The sequence below is a fragment of the Prochlorococcus sp. MIT 1327 genome (assembly GCF_047304785.1).
Classification (GTDB): Bacteria; Cyanobacteriota; Cyanobacteriia; order PCC-6307; family Cyanobiaceae; genus Prochlorococcus; species Prochlorococcus marinus_D.
On sequence record NZ_CP138972.1, the window covers coordinates 2405988 to 2432621 of the forward strand.

Genomic DNA, 26634 nt, shown 5'->3' on the forward strand with positions numbered 1-26634 from the left:
CCAACCACTTCATTATCAAGGCTTAAACTGATAATTATTATCTCAGATGCCATTATCGCTGGGGAGCCTGAATGCAAGTTAATGTCATTAGACAGTCACTTAACTGGAAAGGCATCTCGATCACAAGCCAGAAGCTTAATCGCAAACATAACTCACTATTAATATCAATACAGGCATACCCAATCGGATGCCACAGGAAGCAAGAAGAACAAACAAAAGCCAAAGGCCCTGCCTTACTTGACCCCAAGGCCTCATCAGCCCGTTCAATTCAAGACAAAGAAGCCTGGCAAAAGGGAACAATCAGCAATGATGAAGAAGAAGGAGTTAAAGAACCTGAAAATTGGCTTCAATAAACAATCTCCCCAATCACTCGTCCTCATTGTGATCGGTTGGCATTAGCAATATGAAAATCCAAGCACTGATCATTAAGGCCATAATTGTTTCTACTACGCCGGGAGACACCTCTGGCAATTGATCCATCGCCCCAATTCTCCATTAGTATATCTAAAGCTAAAATCTTTTCAGCGAAAACGTATAAATCTCTAAAGACTATTAACGTTGCAGAGTTTTTGCTAGAAGCACTATAACCACACTCCAATCCTTTGCTTATGTCTTTGAGGCTTGGCCTGTCAGAGCGAGCTTCTTGCGTTGAATCGAGCCTGACATCCAGCCAAAGCACCATTGATATATGTGTCTTAAGGCTAATCAGCTTCTCTGGAGACAACACCAGGTAAAAACTACCTCCTTGAGGAACTGGTTGCCAGAGGTGACTAAATCAACTATCCAAACAGAAATCTAGCTATCGATAAAAACAAATAATATGAGGCATAGATACAGTTGAAAACTAGTAGTTGATGCCTAGCAATGGATCAACACTATGAGGTGAGGAGATTTGTTAAAAGTTGAGTCTTGCGGTGCCGTCTAAGCCTCCATGCTGATCAAAAAGCCCATGAGTGTGGTTATTACGGCCTTCTGTATCCCATATTGAAGCCATTGATCTTCATAGGCTATTTGCAGACATTTGCTTATCCATGACTGAAGAGACCACGACCAAAAAGGACTGCATCAGCAAAAAGAGCTCAATGCTTGCTTATGGCATCATTCAGATCACCGCCACCGTTGTCTCCGCAATCTCCCTTGCTGCAATTGCTCTGGGTGTCTGCTCCATCAAACAAGAAAGCAAGGTATTCAACGGCTGCGTAGAGGAAACCATCGCCACAGGCAGGAGCAATGCTGAGGCAGTTCGCTTCTGCAATGGAGGCAACTGAAAAGAAGCAGTTAATCCTCCTGCGCCTCTAATCCAACCTGGTTCCATTTGAATGAGGAGTCTGAGGACGCAGACACCCTGAAAATGAGGCTTGGACTTGAGGGCAGCCAAAGCGGGTGCCCTTCTTCATGCCAAGGGTCTGCTGTTTTTTGCATTGGGACGAGTGATTTAGCAATAGAAACGTATTAAGCCCCTTATTTCCTTCAGGGTGTTTCGTCAATTCTTCAAGGTTTGCTCTATCGCCCCATTAGCTTTGCTGTTGGATAGCAAATGTCATGGCGAGTTCTGATGATGCCAAGCTTCGCCCTCTTCCCAATACAGCGGCCCTGAGTGGGGTACTTGAAGCGTTTGCATTTTTTCGCGATCCAGCCTTTGCACAGAAGCGCTTTGAGCGTCACGGGAATGTTTTTGAAACATCAATGCTCGGACAGCCAATGGTGTTCATTCAGGGCGGGCAAGCGATTCGTGATCTGCTCGCTCAGCCCGACGCAGTAGAAGGTTGGTGGCCAGAGAGTGTGCGGCAGCTGTTGGGCGGCCATTCGCTTGCTAACCGCAACGGAGCCTCCCATCGAGCACGCCGAAGAGTGATAGGCCAACTGTTCTCGGCCTCAGCACTACAGCGCTACAGCGCTGGCATCATCAGCATGGTTCAAGATCTTGCCGACGAACTACAAGCTGCAAAAACAGCTCTGCCTCTCGCAGAGAGAATGCGTCGTTTCGCTTTCTCGGTGATCGCCACGACGGTTCTCGGATTGGAGGGTACTGATCGCGATGAGTTGTTCGTTGATTTCGAGATCTGGACCAGAGCCCTCTTCTCAATACCGATAGCTCTTCCAGGTAGCTCCTTTGCCAAAGCGCTTAAGGCCCGGGAACGGTTGTTGAAGAGGCTTCAGAAGGTGCTTTTAAAAGCATCCAATGGCAATGGTGGTCTTGATCTGCTTGCGGGAGGTCTCGATGAAGCAGGACTTCCTTTAACGGACGAAGACGTGGTGGAGCAGCTTCTGCTTCTTCTGTTCGCAGGCTACGAAACCACGGCTTCTTCGCTCAGCTGTCTGATGCGGGAGCTGCTTCTCAACCCGCAAGTGGAAACATGGCTGCGAGAGGAAATCGATGGACTTGACTGGCCTCCAGCACCCGAGCAGGCCACCACTGCCTACGACCAGGTCAACGCACCAAAACTGGACGCTGTCGTTTCTGAGGTGATGCGACTCACGCCAGCGGTGGGAGGGTTTTTTCGCCGCACGAAATGCGCCTTGGTCATCGACGGTGTGGAAGTGCCAAAAAACCGTGTGGTACAGGTTGCTCTGGCAGCTTCTAACCGTCATGGTGCTGGCGATCTGGAAGCCTTTCGTCCCCAGCGCCACCTAGATGATGGCTGTTCAGCAACCCTGCTGCCTTTTGGGGGGGGAGAGCGAGTATGCCTAGGTAAACCATTAGCAGAACTTGAAATACGTTTGATGGTGGTCGGCTTGTTTCACCAGTTGCGACTTCACTTAATCCCTGATCAAGACCTCACTCTGCAAATGCTGCCAAGCCCTACACCCCGAGATGGCTTGCTAACAAAGGTGCTTTAGGAAGCTCAAAAGTGATTCTCATGGATTCTCATTTAGACAAAAATAATCAAAAAACGACAGAAGAAGCCAATGAGACAAGATCTAGCGTTGAATATGGCAGACGTTATGCAATAGCAAAATTCATGCATACCTAAAACTCTTTTTCTGTAATGCTTCTGCGCTGGTTACCAATTGATGTAGCCACCCCTCTACAGGGAATGAAGCAATACATAGCAATCTTGGCCTTTTAAGCCACTATCAAAAATCAGATAGTCAACAAGCTATTTCGAACACAAGAACTTAAACCATGACTACAAACATAACAAGAAGGCTAAGCAAAGGCTTTGTCTCATTGACTACCTATCAAAAATGGGTCGTTCTTTTACTCGGATGCATTGCCTTATCTCAGATACCAACAGCTGTCAATCAAACAGTAGGGGCATTTTCAGGCATGAGTTGTCGCAACGCATTTATTCATGGCCGTCTTCCACTCAAATAGAGACAATTCCAGGCTCCATTACGCCACACCATTCGTGATGATTGACACCTTCAAAAGAACCGAGCTCATGGCCTAAGTTCGCAACAAGGGCCATCGGTCAATTTTATCCTTAAACCTCGGTAGCTCCAAGACATAATCGACCGGCACAGCGTTAAGTCGCAATCGATGACTTTCGCTAGTTTGAAACCCTTTCATACAGTTAGGGTTTTCAACTTTTAGACTTGCTTGCAATATCCGCCTATTTCTTGAATCCAATCACGCGCCTAGTCAGCAAACGAAACGGAAGCCTACGTTCATCCCAATGTTCTAGGAAGCAGACTATCTGATCAGGCTTAGAACGTTTCAACTCCATTCATCACAAGCTTCGAGGCAGGCGTCTTTCTTACTTGAGGGTTTGACTTCCATGAATAGAACAAACCTAGAGCCTAATAAAAGAAAGCGCTGCTGGTCTGGAAGATTTTGGTGCTTGCTTGTTTCAGTGAGTAGAGAGTGTAAAGGGGCTACAATTGATTGATATTTTGACATTGAAACGTGTCAGTTCTCGATCGCTACAGCACGTTCTGGACTCAGGGTTTTGACTTCAAGGGTCGAACCAAGCGCATTGACTACTGGACCATTGTTCTCGTCAATGTTCTGCTCGGTCTTGTTCTAGGGCAGCTTCAAGGAGGATTTTACTCGATTTACGCACTGTTTGCTGTTGCCAGCATTGTTCCTGGAATTGCCATGCAGGTTCGTCGAATCCGCGATACCGGCCGTCAGTGGCAATGGATTTTCATCGCTCTGATTCCGTTCATTGGGGCCTTATGGCTGCTTTGGATTGTGATCGGCCCTTCGGCTGAGAGTTCGCAAGAGGGATGAATCACTGATACAACTTGATCAATGGATCCTAAAAGGCCTTATTTTTAAGCTTGGTGGAAATAGTTAATTGTAGCAAAATCCTATCTTCAAATCTTTACCTTTAAGTAGCTGCTACCTCCAGCATTTGATCCAGCTAAGCCTACGACTCATATCCTAAAGGTTGAGCTTACTAGAGCATATTTATTTTGCAACCTTGCTTATGCTCTTTGGCAATGTTAACTACATGATCAGCAATTATGATTACTATTGACTGCTATTAAATTGAAGCCCCATCTTCAACTCTGACATAGGGCACGCGCTTGAGGTGCACCTGAGTAGCTATAGCGATGCATCCTTGATACCGAATGCAAAGTCAGGCCTCTATTCAAAGGTGAATGCTGCAACTACAAAAGTGAAATGAAATCAGATCCCCTCCTTGAGGTGATGTGTTCTCAACCCTCGCCAAACGTCGCTTGAGTGCTATCGATGCATGGGATAAATCTGGCAACAGATCGCAGATCGCTATCTCTGTTCAGCCAATCAGGCTAGGAGATGGGCTATCACTTGATGGGTTGCCAATTGTTTGCGGGGCCCGAGAAAGGAGGGCCCCTAAGCCACCTCATCCGGGAATCACGCCCAGGTCCCCTCGAGCCCAAGGGGGTTGTAGTGGCTTTATTTAGGTCTAGTTATGGATGCTTGGGGAGTCATTGGTGCTAACCAGACAGTTCTCTTACTCCCTCTGCAAAAAGGGTTGGCGCCATTGTTCGTCGGGCTAAACGCTCTAGATGTATGGGCAAAAAGAAACCCCGCCAAAGGCAGGGTCTCAAGACTTCTCGTTGGGCGTGTTTCCTTGTTTCCACTCCGAGGAGAAGTCCTCCTCACAAATGAACCTTAACGATGCAAACTGTCACTGTGCCAGTTGACCGTGTCAGTTCCACAGCCGTCACGAGCTGTTCGCTTGGCGTTGCTGTACTGAAGACTATTCAGCTCCAGAGACTACTTCCAGTGAGTTGGCTGGCAGAGCGCACTGCGCTTTTCCTTTTTTAAAGCCTGCTCAGCTTGGTGCATTGCAATCAGAGAAGCCTCAATACGACGCAACTCTGCCTCTCGTATGGCTGTGTGCTTATCCAAAGTGAAAATACTGTTTGGAGTGCATGTAGCAAGCTGCGGTTAGCGCTCTCAACTTGCGAACAATACAGAATGCTTTCGGGGCGACCATGAGCATGGATGCTAATCCATTCATTTCCAGCAAGCCGCCAAAACGCCGCACTGATGAGAAGCTGGCTGATACAAATAAGCATTTATCCCTGCTGACGCCTTGGTCCTGCTTGCTTAGACCTAGATCAGGAGTCCGAGGACGTAGAAACCCTGAAAACCTGTCCTGGACTTGAGGGCATCCAACGCGGGTGCCCTTCTTCATGTCAGGTGTTTGCTCTGCTTATAAAAAGCTAAGCATGTCTTTGATCAGTCTGTGTTCGAACTCATCGATGGCATTGAGCCAGGTCACTGCGTTTTTAAAGAAGTTGCGTCAACTTATGGATAGCGGTGAAGGATGAAAACAAAAAGTCATCACCGCCCCAGGGCTAGAAAGCAAATAAGAAAAGCCCCGCTCTCAGGCAGAGGGCTTCACTGGCCAACACGGGCAGCACGTGATCACCCTTCTGTGGGCCATTCCTGGGGATACCGATAGGAGGGGTCTTAACACTGAGGAATTTGAGAGTCTTCTTCTGATCTTTCGACTGTGGGATCCCTATAGCAACGCTCTTCAATGATCGGCTTGATCCCTTCCTCCAACTCTCGTAAAAGCTCTTCTCTAAAGCTGTCGATATTTTCCAGTGTGGGGTGCACAAACCCGGCCTCTTTTGCATCCCAAAACAGCGCCTGAATCGTTCGATGAAAGAGAGGGTGTCTTAGAGGCATGAAGTCAATTGGAGGGAGCGCCCCACTAGGAAAACATCAACTCAGCCTGAGCCAAGCGGCCTCTAGCTGTTAGCCAGTTCGGTGGTGGCTCTCCACCACTCTGGCGCAATCTCGCCCCTCAAGCCTCACCCGTATCTGGAGAGCACCGTTGTTGTCCCTCACCCTCGGTGGTTTCTTCAACATCCCTCTCCGCTGCATGGGATTCGGGCTTAGGGCTGACATCCCTCAAAAGCCAAGCCAGATCCATTGATCCAGTAGCTCTTCTTAGCCCTAGGGCATCTCAGCACGAGATCCAGTGCTTTTGTGGGTTGGGTTCTGGCTTATGGAGTCGGGAGAGCCCTGAGCATTACTGAGCGATTCCTTCAAAGCCACTGCAACCACGAGGCATCGGCACCCCGCGCCTCGCCCGCGGCGACAAGCTCCATCACAAGTTCGCCGTGATCAACAACAAAAAGTGATCACAGGCTCATTTCATTGGAGCCCTACTGCAGCTCACCCCAACGACGAAACGCTGCTATTGATTCATTCACACCAACTTGCGAAACACTTCACCCGTGAAATGAACCGTCTCTGGCGTGGTGCTGAACTGGGCGTCCCGCCAGGTCTGGGAGCTGATGGCAATAGCGACAGCAGCGAAAACGACATTGCTGGCACTGAATTCCAAGATCCGCTCTCAACCTAAGCGCTTAAAGCCAGAGACAAGGCTTCGCAGCAGAGGCAAGGCTAAAAAGCCAAAAGGAAAAGGCTTAAAAGCACTGAAAAGGGAACAAAGCAACCCACAACGTCCACCTATGCCCAATTCATCATATTAATACAATTATCAGATAGTCTTAATTGCGATGAATAAGTCTTCTGGCAAACGATTGCCTAATCAATACTCTTTTCCTAGATCTATTAATGAAATTGTACCTATAAACGCCTTGTAAGGTGCGTACTGTCAACCACTCTGATCTTGCAGCCTGGGGCTCATGCGAGCTCCTTAAGAGATCAGCATGTGGGAGCAAGAGCCTAATGGCCGCGCGCGCGGCGGCTCCATGCCAAGCATTCCGAGCGCGAGTGCAGCCAAGTGGCAACGGCAACCAGCCTGCTCATCAAGCTGAGGCGGATGTTTTGCAGCATCGGCATGCTTGTGCATTGCTGCGTGGCCTGCTGCGATGAGCAATCTCAATAACGACAACACACAGGAGCAAGCCAACATCAATGCAAGCCAGACAAGCGTTGTTGATGCCAGCCCTGCTAGCGAAAACAACCCTGCTAGCGAAAACAACCCTGTTAGTGAGAACAGCCCTGATCCTGTTCTCAGCCCTAACCCTGTTGCGACGGCATCAGTACAAACCGCCGGCGAAGAAGCAGATGAATCAACAAGCAATGCTCATCTCTCCTATGAGTATTACGTTTCCAATGATGGAGATGATACCAACCTAGGCACAATCGATGCACCATTCGCAACGATCCAACGTGCGATCAATCAAGTTGGAGCAGGTGATGTTGTTAATATCCGAGGCGGTATCTATCGCGAGAAATTATTACTAGAAGACATACATGGAACAGAAGATCATCGCATTACATTTCAAGGATACCAAGGCGAAGATGTCTTAATCTCTGGCGCCAAAGAAATCACAACGCCCTGGGTAATTCACGAAGACAATATCTGGAAAACAACAGTTGATTTTGATGTCTCGCAACTGTTCATTGATGACAAAATGCTCACGGCTGCTCGATGGCCAAATATCACGAAGGATTGGGACCAGCTCGATGATTCAAATGGCGCCAACCCAACGCCAGGTAGCTATTGGGACTTAGGCACAAGTGCGGAGATCAAGTCTGAACTTGAGGAAAAACCTGGGCATTACGAGAACTTAGAAGAAAAGCATAGTCTTAGTTCGCTAGGTGTAAGCATTGAAGGCGCAATGCTTGTCCGCTATGGCAGGGACGTAACAGAGGTTACGCAGCATAAGGCTGGTGAATCCAGTTTTGCAATTAACGGCACAGTTAATTTATCTGATACTGACTATTTAAAAGAGGATGGCAAAATATATTATTTCACTGCCGATATAGACCTTTTAGATCAACCAAGAGAGTGGCATTACGACAAAGACTCCGGCGAGCTTTATGCATGGCTAGAAAACAATGACGACCCAAACACACGTAGTATTGAAGCAAGAGGTTATACAACAAATAATTATGGAGATGAGGATGATATCCTGCTTGCGAATGATTGTTCTTTCCTGAATTTCGACGGGCTTACACTTCGGACAGGAACATTTAAATTGGACCGAACAACTGATATAGAGTTCGATGATTGTAGGTTCTTATATTCAGGCCATAACACTCATATGCTGGGCGCTGATGCTATCTATAACAAAGGAACAAAGTATGAACAGAATGCAAATCATTGGGGCAACGAAGCAGGAGGAGGAAGCAGCGGTGTGCCCGCCAACATTACCTGGCGAAATAGCGAATTTGCCTACTCCTATGACACACTATTGTATGAAGGGAATAGAGGTAGAAATTTTGTAGTTGATAATTGTTATTTTCATAATAAACCTTCTGGTGGTGGAGCTATCTGGTCAGGCGGTACAAAAGAAGGGAATGTTATTCGCAGAGTAACAGCACATACAATTGGGAAAGGAGGAATCGGCAAAGTTGGAAATGGTGATAATGAGGGAGCCCTTGTAGAACTAAACCATATCTACGATTACCACTTTCATGGCGATGATGCAGCAATTCAGGTCAATAGAGGTAGTGTAGCTGGCCTGGTTATTCGCAACAATTGGATTCACGATCTTCCCGGACGGAACGGTATTCGCTTTGATGGTGACCCTGCCGGGATGCGAGGCACAGCCAATCACAACGTGCTGTTTAATGTAAAACGTGGAACTCGTCTCAAGGGAGACCAACATACTGTTCTGAGTAATTTAGCAATTGACAATACTCATGTTGACATCAATGTTTCACATGACAAATTCTACGGCTATCTCGATCCTGATAAAAAATTTACTGATGATATTATTGAGCTCTACGAAAATAGAGCGGCAGGTCGACGGGAGGGGGAAGAGGCACACCAAGGGAATCATTATTCAATCGTTCACAATAATCTCGGCAACAACAACAACATCGCCCCTGTTATTAATCCTAACGACATCACAAACAATAGATCTAGGAATGATCTTGGTAATAATGTACGCAATCAGTTACGTGATCCTGATAATTTAGATTTTAGGCCTAAGCAGAATTCAGTACTGATAGATCAAGGCACTCATATTAGTGGATTTACAGATCATTTTATCGGTGACGCTCCAGACATTGGCCCCTATGAGTATGGAGATCTTGATTATTGGATTCCTGGTTATCAAGCGGAAAAAGCAAGTATGCCTATAGCGCCTAATGGATCGATCACGGTAAAACAAAATGCTGACTTAATGTGGCTTGAAGGACGTGAAGCCATATCTAACGATATCTACTTTGGCTCCAGCGTTGAGACTCTAGAGTTTCAGCAAAATCAAGAAAATAATATTTTCACTCCCTCTAATTTAGAGCAAGGTCAAAAATACTTTTGGCGAATCGATACCGTTACTGATGATCAGCTGATTACTGGTGATGTATGGAACTTCAGCGTTCCAATTGCGCAATCCAAGCCCATCAACATTCCAACTGTTCTTGTTGAGGATGAAGGAAATGAAGTGGATTCAACAGGTTTCGGGGCTGTTTCCTATCCCTATTACATTGGCAAATATGAAGTAACAAATTCAGAATATACACAGTTCCTGAATAGCGTAGCCCAAACAAAGCGCACGGATGATAAACCACTTTATAACACCGAAATGGCAGAGGATGGTGGGATTATCCGCAATGGTGAAGATGGCAGTTATTCATACAACACTATCGAAGGGCATGAAAATCAACCAGTTAATTTTGTGAGCTACTGGAGTGCCCTTCGTTTCTGCAACTGGTTGACAAGTGGTAACACTGAAAAAGGCATGTATGAAGGGCTCGTTCATGGAGATGCGAATCGACGTGGTGAAGACGCATGGGCAAATGGTGGCGTTGCTCTAGCGAATGAGAATGAATGGTATAAAGCTGCTTACTACAGCGGAACAACTGACGGGGCCAATGGAGACTCTTACTGGGATCTTGCCACACAAAGCAACAGCCTAAGTTTAGATGAGTCCAACTATGGAACTCTCTCATCGCCTTCAGTATTGATTGACGTGGGAAGTTATCAAGATCATCCAAGTTACTATGGAACCTTTGACCAAACAGGTAACGTTAGAGAATGGCTGGAAGAAGAGACTGATAACAATAGCTTCAATTCAATTCTTCGTGGAGGGTCTAGTGGTGGCGATAAGAAACTGGTTAACCTCTATAAGTCTGGGCGTGTAATCAATAAACGCAAAATTCAAGATGCTCATACAGGGTTACGTGTCGTAAGTCTTCTGCCGATTGGATTTGATGAACCAGACTATCAAAATCAAGCTCCATCATGGATAGCGACCAGATGGTCACTTGGTGAATCTATAGCTGGCGAAAATTTCTCGACATCACTGATCCACTCTGTTTATGACCCTGAAAATGATCCCCTGTCATTTTCCCTACTTAGTGGACCCGAATGGATTGCTGTAGATGTTGATGGCTTAGTGACAGCAACACCTTCTGCAGAAGATATAGGTAGCCATAATGTGATGCTTCGAGTAACTGATTCCTCTGGATCCTTTGGCGACACTGAAGTGCCTGTTCCCTTAGTTGTCAACACCCTTGTAGAAACAAGAACCAACCCTGATATAGCGAGTAGCTGGGCAGAGAACCTGGAGCGAACACCCGATAGTGATCTAGAACTGGGTTATAGCTTGCATTTAAAAGAAGGAACAGAAGCAGAACAAGCCGAAGCAAGAAAGCAATTAGCCGTTCTCGGCGATTCTGTTGATCTCAGTGATATCTATCAGTTGGATATCACAGCCAAGAGTCTTGCAGCTGGATACAACCTAGAAACAGCTGATATCACGATCAACTTTGATCCCTATCTGTTTAACGAAATCAAAGCATCTGATATCACGATTGGCGGGCAACTACCCATCGCCAATGCGGTACGGATCGATAATGATGTCGGAAAAATCCGTATTGCTGCTGCAAGTCTTGGAGATCTAGAGGCAGGAGATCTCTATGGAAACCATCTAGCCGATGCCGGAGCGAGCATCGGCACTGATGCTGCTGTTTTGGCGTCGATCGATCTGAATTTCAATGAACTTAATCTTGCCGAACTCAAGAAAAATTCAGATGGCAGCATTGACGATCTCAGCACACCACTGTTCTTTGGCTTGAGTGCCAATCAAGATGAAACAGTATTTTCCAAGAATCTCACCGATGCTGCAGGGTTAAGCAATCGCGATATTAAGAGCTTGCGAGAACTGGGAGGAGATTTAGCTGTTGATGGAGAGGAGGTAACGCTGTATGAGGCGACAATTAATTTAGAAGAACAAGGCGATGGCTTGATCTTAAGTAGTGATCTTGATATTGGCTCTTATAACTCAAAACAAACAAATCTGGTAAGAAAAGGCGATACGATTACAGCCACAAGCCAATGGACCAATGTAGGCAATATAGATGCCAAAGGTATAGAGATTACGGCAGTTGCCAATGACAATGCAAGTTTAACAAGCTCTGGTTTCTATATCAGTTCACCTGACGACAGTCAAACATCAACAAACCTCGCGAGTGGCAGTTTTGTTGATGGCGTATTTGCGGAAGCAGGCCAAGAAACCGCGCAACTGGTTGCTGATATTGAAATCACAGGAGCTGCCGGCAATGTTGTTGATCTCAGCCAAGGCATCCTCAGCCTTCAAGCAACAGGCTCAGACGTCTTTGAGAATAAATTGGGCTCCAAAAACCTGATTACCTATCAAGGCGATTTGAACTACGACGGCCGGGTATCGATGAAAGATCTGGCTTATCTCAATGCTGGTGCAGCAAGACAACAACAAGCCAGTGAGGATCCCGATGCAGTGGATGCCAATAATGATGGCTTTGTTGATGCGAGTGTGGCGCGAGGAGTGGATGCCAACTTTGATGGCCAGATTTCGATGGAAGATCTAGCTGTCTTGGATGCCGATTGGGGCCAAAGCCTGCATCAACAACCAATCAATGGCGCCAATGGAACACAATCAAGCTTTACCGGATCTAATCAAATCTCCTGGGATGAGCTCGATAACCAGGGAACAACAGGCGATGCGACCTGGGATAACCAAGCCTTTAAGGATCAAAATGCCCTAGAAGCAGGCAATGATTTTGTTGAATCACTGGAAAACCCAACCGCTGTGGGCGTGATCGGCGCTGATGGCAATAGCGACAGCAGCGATAACGACATTGCTGGCGACTATTTCCAAGATCCGCTCTCGACATAAGCGCTAAAAGCCAACGACCAGGCTGCCAAGCGGAGACAAGGCTAAAAAGCCAAAAGGCAAAGGCTAAAAGGCAAGCTCTCGCAAGCCTTTGAGCCAGCTCTTCTGCTAACTCACACTCAACAACATCACGGCAGTGAATCGATAAGTCTTCTGGCAGGTGATTGCCTGAGATAAGCGTTTTCCCCTAGAACTAGGGTTGAAATTGTGCCGATCAACCGCTTGTAAGGTGCTACCCCACGCCAACACTGATCTATTGGCCAGGGAGCAGAGCGGGCTCCTTGATGGATCAGCCTGCCTGCAGTTCAAGCTGCTGGCTGTGGGTGGGGTAGAAGCAGAGCAAAGGCAAGGGCATAGGAATGAGCAAGGGCAAGGCCAAAGGCAAGGGAATGAGCAAGGGCAAGGAAATGAGCAAGGGCATGGCCAAAGTCATGGTCAAGCTCTAAGCCGCTGGCGAGGCTTGCGGCGATGAGCAGCCTCGATCACAGCAACGAACAAGACGATCAGGCCAACATCAATGCAGGCCAACAGCCCTTAGCGGCTGATGGAGAAGCAACAAATAACAGCAATGCCAGACCTGCTAACACGTCTGCTGCCAATAGCGAAGACAGCAATCTGTCTGGCAATGGCAGCCAAACCAGCATTCGTAGCAGCAGCGCCGATCCAGCGCTCAGCCTTAACACTGTTGCAGCATTAACGGCAAGCGCAGGCGCACAGGTCGCAGCAAGCACTGCTAATGACGCACAGGCACCCAGCCCAGATGTATTTCTTGTTGGTCCAAAAGTAATATTTAGCGACGGCCTAGAGAATAATGACTATAAAATCAAGAAAGAAGATCTAGCCAAAGGATACCAAAACTTATGGGGTGATTCATCTTGGACAGACGTTGGGGAGCTTGAGGCAAGTAATAGTACGGTTATTGAAGAAAGACTTTACTATCTAATAACACCAGACTCTGGCTACACAGGGTCTATAGACCTGAATTATACAGTTGGAAATTCATCAAGTGCTAATGCTATAGCTACGCAAGCAAATAATTCATTAACAATCCTTGAAGACGATGCAGGGCCAATAATAAGCAGAACATCACCCAACTCAGACTCTATAGTCCCGCATATTTCGACAGAAACTTATATTGGCGAATCCCAAATTCCACTCTCTCTATATTTTAATGAACAAGTAAAGGCAGGTAGTGGCAACGTAACACTCCAATCAGGCGAACACAAGATCATCTTATCGGCCGATGATTTCAATTGGCATGACGAATACCGCTCCTACTCAACACCCAGCGGGAGTATATACAGCCATGCCACCTACCAATTAAACTCTGAAGACAATGGTACGCTTTTAAATCCAGAAGCCGACTACCATGTCTTAATTGATGAAGGATTTGCTATAGATTTATCAAACAAACCATTCTCTGGAGTAAACAATAATACAACAATAACCTTCAAAACTGATGGCGACGGGACACCTCCAGCCTTAATCCCCGATTACAACCTTTCGAATAACAGAAAATACATAGACACCTCATTAGAGTGGATACCTATTAAATTTAACGAGGCGGTTGAAAGAGGCAGTGGATTTATAACGCTGTCCAATGGATCTGACGACACAAGGAAAATCTCAGTTGGCAATAATGATGAATTAACAATTGAATTAGCTAATGATAGCCATGGCGATAACACAGCGACTGCGAAATTCCTAGTAGGAGAAGAACTCAAGCCAAATGAGAATTACTTTGTACTCATCGATGACACAGCCTTTAAAGATATATCGGGCAACTATTATGCTGGCATTCAAGATCCAACAGAATGGAATTTCTCGACAGAAGGGATAGAGCTTAAGGCCAACAATACAACTGCTGGTGTGATTGAATATGTACATTCAGTTGATGACCCCAATAACAAACTGGCCAGTAATTTTTCCAATTCTAGCGATGTAGATTGGGTAAAACTGATAGTAGAAGAAGATAGAAATTATACGATTGCAATTAAAAATGAAGCCATTGAAACCTATGGTCATAACGAAACACTGCTGACGCCAAATCAAGGCGCGGCTGTTTTTGAGCTTTTGGATAGCGATGGTAACTTATTGAGCGGTGAAAAGGTAACCACAACAGAGCAGAATCTAGAAGCCGGAACATATTATGCTCAAGTATCCTATTACGATAATTGGTGGCGCAGTTACAATGCTCACTATCAATTAGAAATAAGTGCTGACGCAACACCTCCGCAGATCTATTTTTCCATTCCCAATAATAATGCAAGCAATATCAACACTCGTGATCAGATTCAATTTATATTTAATGAGCAGATTCAGGCAGGTTCCGGTAAGATTAGAATCATTAGCGAAGTTGATGAGCGTGAAATAGATGTAAGTGATGCAAGCCAAATCAACATAGATGAAAATATATTAATCATCAACCCTTCACAGCCACTAGAAGAAAATACCAACTACAAGGTTGAATACAGCGAAGGGGTGATTACTGATACTGAACGCAATAGCATCGCATTGTCAGGGGAATCAGCCATTGCTTTTACAACAGGAAATGAGATTGAATCACAGCCAGAATTAAAATATGCAATAAACATTCCCAATCAAGAGATAGCCCTCCATTATGATCAAAATTTATTACATAAACAGCCGCCATTAACAGCATTCGAAGTAAAGGTTGAAGGGCAAAAAGTAGAGCTCAAAAACATAAGAGTCTACGAAAATATTATATATATAAGGCCAGATGAAAACATCAAGGCAGGAAAATCAATTCAAGTTAGTTATGTTGAGCAGAATGAAGAAGAGGGTGCAATTCAGTCTGCAGCGGGAGATAACATAACACCGTTTAGTGACATAACTGTTGAGAGTGAAATTAAATATGCTGGAGATGCAACTCCGTTATCAGGTTGGCAGACGAAGGATTATTTGAATTCAAATGAAAGAAGAGTATATTCATTCACATATGATGGCCAAACTATTGATGAGATTTCCCCACACACACCCAAAACAGGCAGCGATTACGACGGGGTGGGGTCCAGCGCGGGGGCCTGGGGTTCGGGATCATTAGTTACCAAGACCTACTATGACAGCGAGGGTTCTTATATTGAGGTAGATGATGGAGTTAATAGCATAGTAGACAAGCTTACGAGCGGTAAAGATTATTATCTAGTTGTCGGCAGCGAAAGTCACCAGAGCGATCAAGGTATATACAACAGCAATGCACGCATTAATAATACTGGAAAATCTGGGATACCATATGTAATCAATAAAATTCCAAACCAGGATCAATTATCTAGAGGTAACGATAGTTCATTTAGTTCATTTTTAAATTCTTCTTCTAGGCTAGATTTAGGGAAGATATCAGGAGAATTTAACGTTGGAGGAGAGCCAACAAATCCCTTGTTGACGCTTAGAAATCCTAGTTCATATTTTGATTTTATTTTAGAAACTGATGCAACATCGGATCATTCGATATCACTATTTACAGATGATTTCTTTCAATCAAATGGAATATCCTTATTAGATTCTAGTGGCGAACATATTCGTCATGGTTGGTACAGCATTCCATTAAATGACATTCAAGCTGGAAATTATATCCTCAAAGTAACTGGTGAGCAATATGGCACTCCTGGTGAATACTGGATATACGAGAATGACGATGGCTATCACCAATATGGGATTGCATTTAATACTCCGCAGCCTCTAATAGTGGATATAGCAGATGAAGACCTAGATGGTCCTGTCGATCTAGGTAGTGTGAAGGCAGGGCAAACAAAATCCTCCCTAGCGATCAATAGTAGCTCTGATATTGATCGTTATAGGTTTGTGATTGACGACGAATCAACAGCAGCAGAAGTGAAATTGATATTTGATAGAAATCAACTAGACCTCAATCTAGAACTATACACCCCGGATGGTGATACCCCTATCTATAGATCACTCTCCAAAAGCCCCACCACTCCATCTGAGCGTGATCCCCAGTGGAGCTCTACCAGCAGTATTTATAGGAATAACGACCTTGAACAGTATGGCAGGCAATCAGTGTCAAGGAAGATTAGTGATGAAAATCTAATTAGAAATGATGTGCTTAATGACTTAATAACAATAGATAAACTCCCAAAAGGTACTTATGATTTAGTGGTATCGAGCCCCCAAAATGAAATAGGCTACTATGATTTGAGTTTTGGGGGTGAAGCAACAAATATCAGTGCAGATAGATATGAAGACTATACTAGAAATGAATATCGGCACGCGTATCCCTACAGTAGTGGAACTTTTACTGGAAATGATACGGTAGCAGATGCAATATATTTAGGAGGGCTTAGTACAGGGAATAATATAATTAGCAATTTATCTATTCATTCCAGCGAGGATGTTGATTACTTCATCCTAGGCATTGGTGAAGACATGCAATATCCAGAAAATCTATCAATTAAATTTGATCACGCTTTAGGCGACTTAAAGGTAGAAAACGTTGCTTTAAATATGAACCCTTATGAGTCAGATTGGTGGCGAAATAAAAGCGAAGAAGATACCTGGATTGATCTGTCATCAGGTGACGTTGACAAAATAGAAAATTATTTCTTATTTTCTGGTTCGAATACCTTCAGCGATGATGAGCAAGTTAGATTAGGGCTTTTTAAAGTATCTGGCGTCGATGGAGCAACAAATAATTATTCAATAGAAGGCTATGTCCCTGATTATTATTATGCTAAAGATATGAGGCCGGGGGGAACTGGTGACCAAGGGGTTTCACGAGTTAGGCATAAAACACAAATCCCAGACATTGATGAAAAGCTAGGAGAAAAGGAACAAGTTGTAGATCTTGGTGTCGCCGAAGATTACATATTTACTCATCAAAGAACAATACATAGCCAAGATGATATTGACTCCTATAAGATGAGTTTAAAATCAACGGGAACACTAGAAGACAATATCTATATAGATATCGTAGATGAAAATAATGACTCTAATTCGCAAGAAACAGTATATCATGGAAATCAGGAGGGAATAGAGGCCAATCTTTATCTAACAGATGGAACTACATTGGTCAGCCAATCATATATCTCAACTGATGTGACTCATGGCAGGCATTTTGTGTTGCCATTAGCCAATCTTCCTGAACAGGAATATATTGCAAAGATAACCTCAGCAGAACCATTAACATATAAGATTGGAGCTAGTTCTAATAATAATTTAGAGCCTAGTATAATTGCAGATCAATATGATCATGACGACGCCAGTAACGATGATTTTGATAATGCTACACAGCTTGTTCTGCAAGGAGATGAGCTAAACCTTACCAATCTTTCTCTTCATTCATTGCATGATAAAGACTATTATAAATTTCAAGTTGACGCTATAACCAGCTGGGAGAAAACCGCTTTTGAAGCCATAGGAGACAATAAGAATCCAGATATACAGTTAAACCTTTACGACCAAAATAGAGAGCAACTGAACCAACACCCTCTCTCCTGGCTACAGGGGTATCCAGAGCCAGCTATGGGGCAGATAGTTTATGGTCGCCATAATTGGGATACTGAAATTAGGGGTGGTGGTTTAGGTTATGAACTGGAACCTAATCAGGATTATTATCTAGAAGTAACGTCAAATAGACCAGCTAATTACAGCCTGGATTTAAAAGTACCTTCAATCATACTTCCTCACGACCAATCAGTATTTCCTGAGAAGGATTTTTATGAAGGCAACGATAGGAATGATACACCCGAAACAGCTTACAATTTAGGCGAAGTAAGTGACAAGCAAATTGTAGGAGATTTAACTTTTGATATTGAAGAACTTGATATTGAGCGTTACCACTGGAATCCTGATGATCAGTTTCTCTTACACTACATTGATCCAAGTCTATACAATCAAAATGTTCAGGAGATATGGGCAGCATCTTGGGACAAACATGCTTACGATATTGATGTTTTTACGTTTTCAGTAACAGGAGAACAATATCAGGGCGACAATATTGTTCTATCATATAAAGACGAAAGGGTTCCGTGGGAGAAATCGAGTTGGCTTCAACAAAATATTGAAATAAACCCGGAAATGGTGGATTTCCTGGACACTTGGATCAGGGGCGTCGGAGGGGCAAATAGGGATGATCCATTAAACGTTCCTACGGAGCTCGGAATACAGCGACATTATAAGTATGATACATCGAATAATAATTGGAGCGTTCCTGCGTTCGGAAATGTTGAACTTTGGTCTTCTGACTTCAGTAGACAAGAGTTCACTAATTCTATTGATGGTTTAGAAGCAGGTGAATACGGTCTAGTTGTAAGAAGTAAGTTTAATGCTCAAAATCCAGCCAATCAGGTTCTCAATGATTTCTACAACACATATGATATCCAATTCAATGTTTCTAATTATGATCAGGATACTGGTATACGTATACCTCATGCTAGTGAGGCCGAGCCAGATAATGATGAGTTTGTTAATGCTATAAGTTTAGATCCATCTGAGATTTCAGTAGGGATTACCAATGTATCTGGCAGCCTACATACAAGGCATGATGATGATTGGTATAAGTTTTCGATTGAGAATGATGTTGTAGCTTTGGCAGATGATGAGAGGGGCCCTAACAGGGAATCCAATCTAATACAATTTAGGTCAGACCTCCAATCTTCGGGCTTATCTATTGATGCTCACCTGTTTAAAGAAAGTAAAAGTGAAAATGGTGAAGTAAACCTTGACCTTAAAGCAAGTTCGATTAATTCCAGAATAGCAAGTTTAGATCTATCACCAGGTAACTATTATCTGAAAGTTCAAGCAGATCAAGTGCTCAGATCTACAGAGTCAACTCCAGTAGTTGACTATGGAAATTATAACTTTAATCTTTACCTGAAATACAAAGACGTCCAAGTTGATGAATCTGGAATCGTAGATCTAGGCATCATACAAGGCGATACTATAAAATTAGACAATTTAAGTATCGACAATACATTTTACTATAAACAAAGACCGCTTGATGAAGCTGAGATTGGTGATGTGTTTGTGGGAGCAAGGCATTTAGCTCCAATCTCAAGCATACTTAAAAGAGCAAATGAAATTGATTTCGAAGTATCAGATCAACTTACAGAGCCACTGGAAGTCACAGATAACGCAGGTAATTATATAGATGAATATAGATTTGATCTTATCAATCGAGGAGAAGACGGTAATTACATTCGCACAACAACTATTGACGACTCTGCCCCACCTTCCTTCAGCATAAAAAGAAAACCAGATGATATTTATATCCCAAATAAATATCAACTGACGCATCTTGAAATTAGTAGTTTAGAATCTACATACCACCCTGTGTATGGTGAATATATAAACCTTTTAGGTGTAAGGCCTGGAGAATATGAACTGTCGATTGGCCCAGGTGTAGCTGTAGATTATTCACTTGAAATCAAGGGCCCGCCTGCTCAGGGATTAGGAGATAAATATGAACAAGGAGATGCTAATGATGGTAAGAGTACAGCTGTAGTTATTGATCAAATATCAGCAGGGCTCAATTTAGATAAAGACCTATCTATTCACTATTCTGAGGATATTGATGTTTTTAAATTCAGCCTTCCAAGAACAGGTACCATCAATGATTACATCCAAATTATTTCTGAAGACTTACCAACTCCAGTAGTTAATACAGAAGATTATTTAGGATATGAAGACCCTGCCCAGCTCACAAAACTCACTCCTAGTGGCCTAGATAAGAGAGTTGAGCTTGTCTTATCCGATGCATGGGGAGCAAGGCCTTCAAGAAGTCCTTCAAGTATTGAAATCCGCGGCGGTGCAACAGGGTCCATTGATGACTTCCGCAGGTTTGGAAACGTTGCACAAGACAGTACTGCACCAATGAACCTGCATGGATTACCAGCAGGCGATTATTATTTAAGTATATACAGTAATACAGATCCAGAGTATATATATGGATTAGGCGACTTTGACAGCTTTACCCCAGTTAACTATACGTTATTGACCAATTTACCCTCGTATAAAGATACAGAATCACTGCTAGTTGATGACCTTTATGAAAGACTAGAGGATAATGAGTCATATGTTGATTTAGGAAATGTATCAGGAGGCCACCATTTAGAGCAACAATATCTTGGCTATGATGATATCGATATACGTGGCTTTAGTCTTGGTTCAAAAGGCACGGAAGATTCAGGCCTTGGCATAAGATTCAATCACCAATTAGGCGATGTCAAACTTGATTTGATAAGCAAATTAGATAATTCTGTATTAGCCAGCTCTAATTTCTCTAATCATGATGTAAATAGCGAGTGGATCTCTCTCGATGGCTTCCTGCCCGGAGAATATGCAGCAGTGATCTCTGGATCTCCGAATAGATATAGTTTAGACATTACTGATGGCAATCAGACTCCCGTATCGGATCGATTAGGAAACAATACTACGATCGCTACTGCTGTTCCTTTATCTGCAGGCCAAACATCAAATCTTTATCTTGATGCGGGTAATGATGCTCAGTATTATAAATTTACCACTAATTATAGATCACCACTTCTATGGGAGAATGATCAAAGTTTTCTTGAATTAAACCACTGGCATCAGTTGGGAAATTTAGACATAGAGTTACTTAATAAAGATGGAAGCCAGTTAATAGACTACTCATATAAGGCTAGCAACGATGAAAAACTAACTTTAGCTGGTTTACCAGCCGATGATTATCTTATTAAGGTTATAGGCAGGGGTGATGACAATATTTTCGATCTGAACCTATCTTTGCCAACAAGAGATCCTGCTTTTGAGGATATTTATGATAATAAGACGACGAAATCTGAGATTGAAGATGCCTTAGGGCGTGGGGAAACCCCAAAAGTCTATAGCGTTAGTAGTCATTTAACAACTATCGAAGACTTGATTCATAATTCATTTGTTCCTCCAGGAGATTATGAGAGTTTTGAGGATCTCAAGGGCTCATTAAATCCAGAGAATACAGAAGACTGGTATCAAGCGGTATACCCTAACGGTTTGACTGGACAATCTATAGAGTGGGACCATACATCTGGAGAGTTAAAGTTCCAAGTATATGAGCGATTACCTGGAGAAACTGCCTTAACAGAAATATACGGAGGGGCTGGAGACCTGGAGAAATCGTGGGTAGGCTATTCAAGTGGAGTGCTTAGTGAAGCGGGTAATATAGGGAAAGGGGTATTTTGGGATGGGTTTAGTGGAGATGAGCTGGAACCAGCTTTAGGTATTGGTGAATATTACTTTAGAGTTTCAGCAGATAATATTACGGGAACACTTGATTATGTCTTACCATCTTTTGAGAGCGTTGGTTTTGGAGAATGGAAACCAGCTAATCCTAATCCGCCAAGCGATGTAATCGAACCATTAGGTGATGTTTATGAAGACTATGGTACTAATGATTGGTTCACTTCACAACGACGTGATTGGTTAGATTTTCAGGCCTACGAACTTGATAATTCCCTTCCTTCAGGGCAGTTTGTCGGCAAGCAAAAGCTCACCAATACAGCAATATCAGACGATTTTGATGTAGATATATACGAATTTAAGCTGCGTGATAAAGGCTCAAGTGATCACTATATCAAAGCAGAGTTTGATCAATGGGATATGGATTTGGATTTGTATCTGTTTGATCAAAACAATACAGCCTTTTTATCCAGGTTGAAGAAAATCTACGATTTGGGGGGGCCAAATATACTAACTCAAATTCGTCAAAAAGAGATATTTTGGGATTGGAAAGGTCGCATACAAGCAGACAGATATTCCCTGTCTAATAGTAATAATGAGGAGATAAGCCTGCATAATCTTGAAAAAGGAGAATATTTTGCTGTAGTTTTTCCCCATACCCCAAACACTAACGCAGCGGAATATGACTTAGAATTTAATTTACCGCAAATCGATTTTTCTCCAGATTATTTCGAGACTAATAATGGTGATAATGACGCGTTTGACTTGGGTTCACATACTGGACATAAAAATGTATTTGATTTTTCTATTCACACTGTTGCTAATGGTGAACAAGAGGATATTGACTATTTTAAATTCGAGACTCTTTACACTGGCCAAACAGGTGATTACATCAATCTAGGCTATTTCCCAAATGATGGAGAATTAGAATTTGAACTATTAGACGAATCTTTCTTGCCTCTATCATCATCTATAAATACTGATTCTATACAAACTACTTCCATACAGACTCATCAAGGTTCGATCCTATCTCTTGACGGACTAGATCCTGGAAAGTATACAATTAAAGTGAGCGGGGTAAATTCATCAAATAATACTTACGACATTTATACAAATCTTCCAACCGACCCAGACAGGATTGATGCTTGGACAATGATGTATTATTTGCCGGCATTTCTAGATATAGATTTCGAACTTGTAGTCAATCATTTAGAGGCTCAAAGGAAAATATGGGATCTTCCTGATGATGTTAACTTTGCAGTTATGTGGGATCAACCCAATAACCGCAATCTTGATGAAAATGCATCAACTGGGGCCGGGGCTCAACCCAAATGGAATACTGTAGGCCGCTCTCTTCTTAGAAGAGATCAAACTACAAAATGGATCTCCTCTGATTTTGAAGTGCTAGATGAAGTCAATATGGGTGATCCTAAAACAGTTACTGATTTCATCAAATGGGCAAATGAGGTTGCACCAGCTGAAAACCAAGCTCTGATTATATCTGGCCATAGTAGTGGCCTTGGTTCCATTGTTGATGATATTGAAGTTCAAGATCCTCTTGAAGTTGAAGAGCTTTCTCAAGAACTTGAGCAACTCAAAAAAAATGAAGCTATCGATTTGGAAATATTAAGAATGAATGGTTGCTTTACCGGCACCTTGGAGTTTGCCTATGAATTAAAAGATTCAGCCCAGGTCAGCATGGGTTCACAATCATCGGCTGGAGCAGGAACTGGATCATGGCTATCTCACGCACAATATCTAAATAGATTCCCACATGAAGTTGATGCGAAAACCTTTGCTATCACCATGGTTAACGATTATCGAGCGAATTATAGCTCTGCAGGAACTCAAGCTTTTTCGGCGATTGAATCCAACAAATTAGAATCAATCGCACAAACTCTATCAGACTTTGTTGACACTACTGATAGTTTGAGCAGTAAGGATCGGTATCGTATTGAAGTAGCGCGTTCATTTGCTAAAAATTATACCTCCAGGTTAATAGATCTTGGCCAATTCATGCATGCTATTACCAATGCTAGCGAATTGGACGACTCAGTAAAAAATGCGGCTCAAAATGTTGTTGACGCCATTCAAGCAGCAGTTATCCATAAAAATAATGGTAGTGGCCTTTCTATTTTTTATCCACAAGGCGGTGGTAATAATACTCAATCATATATACAGAGCCATTCGCAATTCCATGAGGATACACAATGGTATCGTTTTCTAGAGGGGCAAAAAGGATTCTATGCTCCTAATTCAGGTAATTCAGGTAATTCAGGTAATTCAGGAACCGACTATCTTTTAACACCCGTTAATGATTGGGCTTCTGGTCATGAACATTCTTCAAATCCATTCCAGCTAGGTCGTCTGAGCGGTAACGATATTAATATTGATAGCATTGCGGTAGATGAGGGCACTTCTAAGTATTTCAGATTTACTCTTGCACAAGCTGGTCAAGCTGATTCTAATATTCAATTATTTTCACCGGAAGCAACAAGCCTTGCTGACATAAAACTCTCATTGATAAACAGTAACAATCAATATCTTGTCTCTGATGAAAATTCAACCATCAATATTCATGGATTGGCAGCAGGAGATTATGTTATAAGGGTTGAGAATAATGGCCTGCCTATGCCAAGTGCAAGCCTAAAACTTGATCTCCCCAGTGATTCAAATCCAGAGCAGAATATAAACACCTCTATTAATAAGGCTCAAAGGCTTGGTGTTCTAGGCGGGCCCCAGTTGACACTTGGCACAACATCACCATCCACTCCGGTCACAGATGGTGACTGGCTTTATTACAGCATTGAGACTCCAACTTTATCCGGTATAGAGCAACATATGAATGTAGAAGTCAATGTTGCTGACGGAGTCGAATACGAGGCAGTGATCTTGGACTCTAATAATACAGTTGTTACGTCTACGACAGGGTCAGGCAGTAATAGCCTTGAATACTTATCAACTAGAGCTGGAGAGCAATACACCCTCAAGTTCCGACAACTCAAGACAACAGTTGATCCCAATCAGTTTACCCCTATAGAATCACCGCGAGCATCAACATTCTCGCTCTTATTTACACCTGGAGATGTGGTAGCGGCTGCTGTTAATGATGATGGAGAAGAACCCGTTAATGATGACAATGTTGAAGCCCAAACAGCAGACATAAGAACCAACCCCGACATAGCAAGTAGCTGGGCAGAGAACCTGGAGCGAACACTCGATAGTGATATCGAACTGGGTTATAGCCTGCATTTAAAAGAAGGAACAGAAGCAGACCAAGCAACAGCAAGAAAGCAATTAGCCGTTCTTGGTGATTCAGTTGATCTCAGTGATACCTATCGCCTTGACATCACAGCCAAGAGCTTGGCAGCTGAATACAACCTAGAAACAGCCGACATCACGATCAATTTTGATCCTTATCTCTTTAATGAGATCAAAGCATCTGATATCACCATTGGCGGGCAGCTACCCATCGCCAATGCGGTACGCATCGATAATGATGTGGGAACCATCCGTATTGCTGCTGCAAGTCTTGGAGATCTAGATCCAGGAGATCTCTATGGAAGCCATCTAGCCGATGCCGGAGCGAGCATCGGCTCAGATGGTGCTGTTGTGGCGTCGATTGACCTCAATTTCAATGAACTTAATCTTGCCGAACTCAATCAAAATTCAGATGGCAGCATTGACGATCTCAGCACACCACTATTCTTTGGCTTGAGTGCCAATCAAGATGAAACTGTCTTCTCTAAAGCTTTAAACGATGAAAGTGGTTTTGTGAATCGCGATATTAAGAGCCTGCGTGATCTCGGTGGTGATTTGGCTGTTGATGGAACCAAAGTCACCCTCTATGAGGCAACAATTAATTTACAAGAACAAGGCGATGGCTTGATCTTAAGTAGTGATCTGGATATTGGCTCTTATAACTCAAAAGAAACAAATTTGCTTCGTTCAGGTGACACGATCTCAACAACAAGCACCTGGACGAATCTTGGCAATATCGAGGCGAAAAACATCCAAGTCACTGGCATCACCAACAGCAATGCACAGCTATTAGAAGAGAAAAGTTATTTTGAATACAAAGGCATCGACGCGAACGGTGATCAGCTCACGCGCAACAGCCTCAACAGCGGCAGCTTTCGTTCAGACACAGGTGCATTCGACTCCACCGATCAAGAATCAGGCCAGTTGCATGCAGCCATCAAGATCACCGGTGCTGCAGGCAATGTTGTTGATCTCGGCTTAGGCATTGCCAGTTTGAAAGCTGATGGATCAGATCTCTTTAGCAACCAAAAGGGCTCCAAAAACCTAATTACCTATCAAGGCGATCTCAATTACGACGGCCGCGTTTCAATGAAAGATCTGGCTTATCTCAATGCTGGTGCTGCAAGACAACAACAAGCCAGTGAGGATCCCGATGCAGTGGATGCAAATGGAGATGGCTTTGTTGATGCCAGTGTGGCGCGAGGAGTGGATGCCAACTTTGATGGCCAGATTTCGATGGCTGATTTAGCTGTCTTGGATGCCGATTGGGGCCAAAGCCTGCATCAACAACCAATTAATGGCGCCAATGGAAGCCAATCAAGCTTTACCGGTTCTGATCAAATTTCTTGGGAGCAACTCGATAACCAGGGAACAACAGGCGATGCCGCCTGGGATAACCAAGCTTTTAAAGATCAAAACGCCGTAGAAGCCGGCAATGACTTTGTTGAATCACTGGAAAACCCAACAGCGGTGGGCGTGATCGGCGCTGATGGCAATAGCGACAGCAGCGATAACGACATTGCTGGCACTGAATTCCAAGATCCGCTCACCGCTTAACGGCCTCAAAGCCAACCACAAGGCTGCCAGGTAGAGGCAAGGCTAAAAAAGCAAGCAACAGCAGAACTAGCTCTAGGGCAGTAACTAACCAATCAAGCATCGATCAAAAGCCAAAAGGAAAAGGCTTAAAGGCAAAAAAGCAGCTCTCGCAAGCCTTTGAGCCAGCTCTTC

The 26634-nt window shown here is 43.5% G+C and carries 11 protein-coding genes and 1 pseudogene; 9 read left to right on the forward strand and 3 right to left on the reverse strand.

Annotation, left to right across the window (positions count from 1 at the left end; translation table 11 throughout):
• Positions 1-376: 376 nt before the first annotated feature.
• A complete protein-coding gene (locus SIB80_RS12110) occupies positions 377-727 on the reverse strand; it encodes a hypothetical protein (RefSeq protein WP_169189891.1) in 351 nt (116 codons plus the stop codon).
• Positions 728-1031: 304 nt separating this feature from the next.
• Here SIB80_RS12110 and SIB80_RS12115 point away from each other — a divergent pair, with 304 nt between their 5' ends.
• From SIB80_RS12115 to SIB80_RS12130, 4 genes are all read left to right on the forward strand, one after another.
• Entirely contained in the window at positions 1032-1268 is a 237-nt protein-coding gene (locus tag SIB80_RS12115; protein WP_063395235.1) for a hypothetical protein, read from the forward strand.
• Between the two features lie 274 nt (positions 1269-1542).
• Positions 1543-2841 (forward strand): cytochrome P450, encoded by a 1299-nt coding sequence (locus tag SIB80_RS12120; RefSeq protein WP_063419461.1) that lies wholly within the window; start codon positions 1543-1545, stop codon positions 2839-2841.
• A 1009-nt stretch (positions 2842-3850) separates the two neighbouring features.
• Positions 3851-4177, forward strand: a complete 327-nt coding sequence (locus SIB80_RS12125; protein ID WP_063419460.1) for a DUF805 domain-containing protein — start codon at positions 3851-3853, stop codon at positions 4175-4177.
• Positions 4178-5053: 876 nt separating this feature from the next.
• On the forward strand, positions 5054-5203 hold the full coding sequence (locus SIB80_RS12130) for a hypothetical protein (RefSeq protein WP_169189892.1): 150 nt from the start codon (positions 5054-5056) through the stop codon (positions 5201-5203).
• Between the two features lie 651 nt (positions 5204-5854).
• Here the strand turns inward: SIB80_RS12130 and SIB80_RS12135 are convergent.
• Both SIB80_RS12135 and SIB80_RS12140 read right to left on the reverse strand, forming a co-directional pair.
• Positions 5855-6076, reverse strand: coding sequence for a hypothetical protein (locus SIB80_RS12135; RefSeq protein WP_063398172.1), 222 nt, complete (start codon positions 6074-6076; stop codon positions 5855-5857).
• Positions 6077-6194: 118 nt separating this feature from the next.
• The gene (locus SIB80_RS12140; RefSeq protein ID WP_255454314.1) at positions 6195-6323 is read right to left on the reverse strand and encodes a hypothetical protein; all 129 of its coding nucleotides are present in this window, start codon (positions 6321-6323) and stop codon (positions 6195-6197) included.
• Between the two features lie 133 nt (positions 6324-6456).
• Between SIB80_RS12140 and SIB80_RS12145 the strand changes: the two are divergent.
• The 5 genes and pseudogenes from SIB80_RS12145 to SIB80_RS12165 all read left to right on the forward strand — a co-directional run.
• Positions 6457-6758, forward strand: a pseudogene (locus SIB80_RS12145) (phospholipase D-like domain-containing protein); the annotation flags it as partial.
• 329 nt (positions 6759-7087) lie between these two features.
• On the forward strand, positions 7088-7234 hold the full coding sequence (locus tag SIB80_RS12150) for a hypothetical protein (protein ID WP_169189893.1): 147 nt from the start codon (positions 7088-7090) through the stop codon (positions 7232-7234).
• Positions 7231-12474, forward strand: a complete 5244-nt coding sequence (locus tag SIB80_RS12155) for an SUMF1/EgtB/PvdO family nonheme iron enzyme (RefSeq protein WP_413681486.1) — start codon at positions 7231-7233, stop codon at positions 12472-12474. Before SIB80_RS12150 ends, SIB80_RS12155 begins: the two co-directional genes overlap by 4 nt.
• 226 nt (positions 12475-12700) lie before the next feature.
• Positions 12701-12943, forward strand: a complete 243-nt coding sequence (locus SIB80_RS12160) for a hypothetical protein (RefSeq protein WP_063419454.1) — start codon at positions 12701-12703, stop codon at positions 12941-12943.
• On the forward strand, positions 12940-26463 hold the full coding sequence (locus SIB80_RS12165; protein WP_063419457.1) for a clostripain-related cysteine peptidase: 13524 nt from the start codon (positions 12940-12942) through the stop codon (positions 26461-26463). The genes SIB80_RS12160 and SIB80_RS12165 overlap by 4 nt, the downstream gene beginning before the upstream one ends.
• Positions 26464-26634: the final 171 nt, after the last annotated feature.

What these genes read in the sequence shown, in the direction of transcription:
- SIB80_RS12130 (WP_169189892.1), top strand. Translation starts at nt 5,054, where the DNA reads ATGCAAACTGTCACTGTGCCAGTTGACCGTGTCAGTTCCACAGCCGTC.
- SIB80_RS12115 (WP_063395235.1), top strand. Translation starts at nt 1,032, where the DNA reads ATGACTGAAGAGACCACGACCAAAAAGGACTGCATCAGCAAAAAGAGC.
- SIB80_RS12120 (WP_063419461.1), top strand. Translation starts at nt 1,543, where the DNA reads ATGGCGAGTTCTGATGATGCCAAGCTTCGCCCTCTTCCCAATACAGCG.
- SIB80_RS12135 (WP_063398172.1), bottom strand. Translation starts at nt 6,076, where the DNA reads ATGCCTCTAAGACACCCTCTCTTTCATCGAACGATTCAGGCGCTGTTT.
- SIB80_RS12165 (WP_063419457.1), top strand. Translation starts at nt 12,940, where the DNA reads ATGAGCAGCCTCGATCACAGCAACGAACAAGACGATCAGGCCAACATC.
- SIB80_RS12140 (WP_255454314.1), bottom strand. Translation starts at nt 6,323, where the DNA reads ATGGATCTGGCTTGGCTTTTGAGGGATGTCAGCCCTAAGCCCGAATCC.
- SIB80_RS12150 (WP_169189893.1), top strand. Translation starts at nt 7,088, where the DNA reads ATGGCCGCGCGCGCGGCGGCTCCATGCCAAGCATTCCGAGCGCGAGTG.
- SIB80_RS12155 (WP_413681486.1), top strand. Translation starts at nt 7,231, where the DNA reads ATGAGCAATCTCAATAACGACAACACACAGGAGCAAGCCAACATCAAT.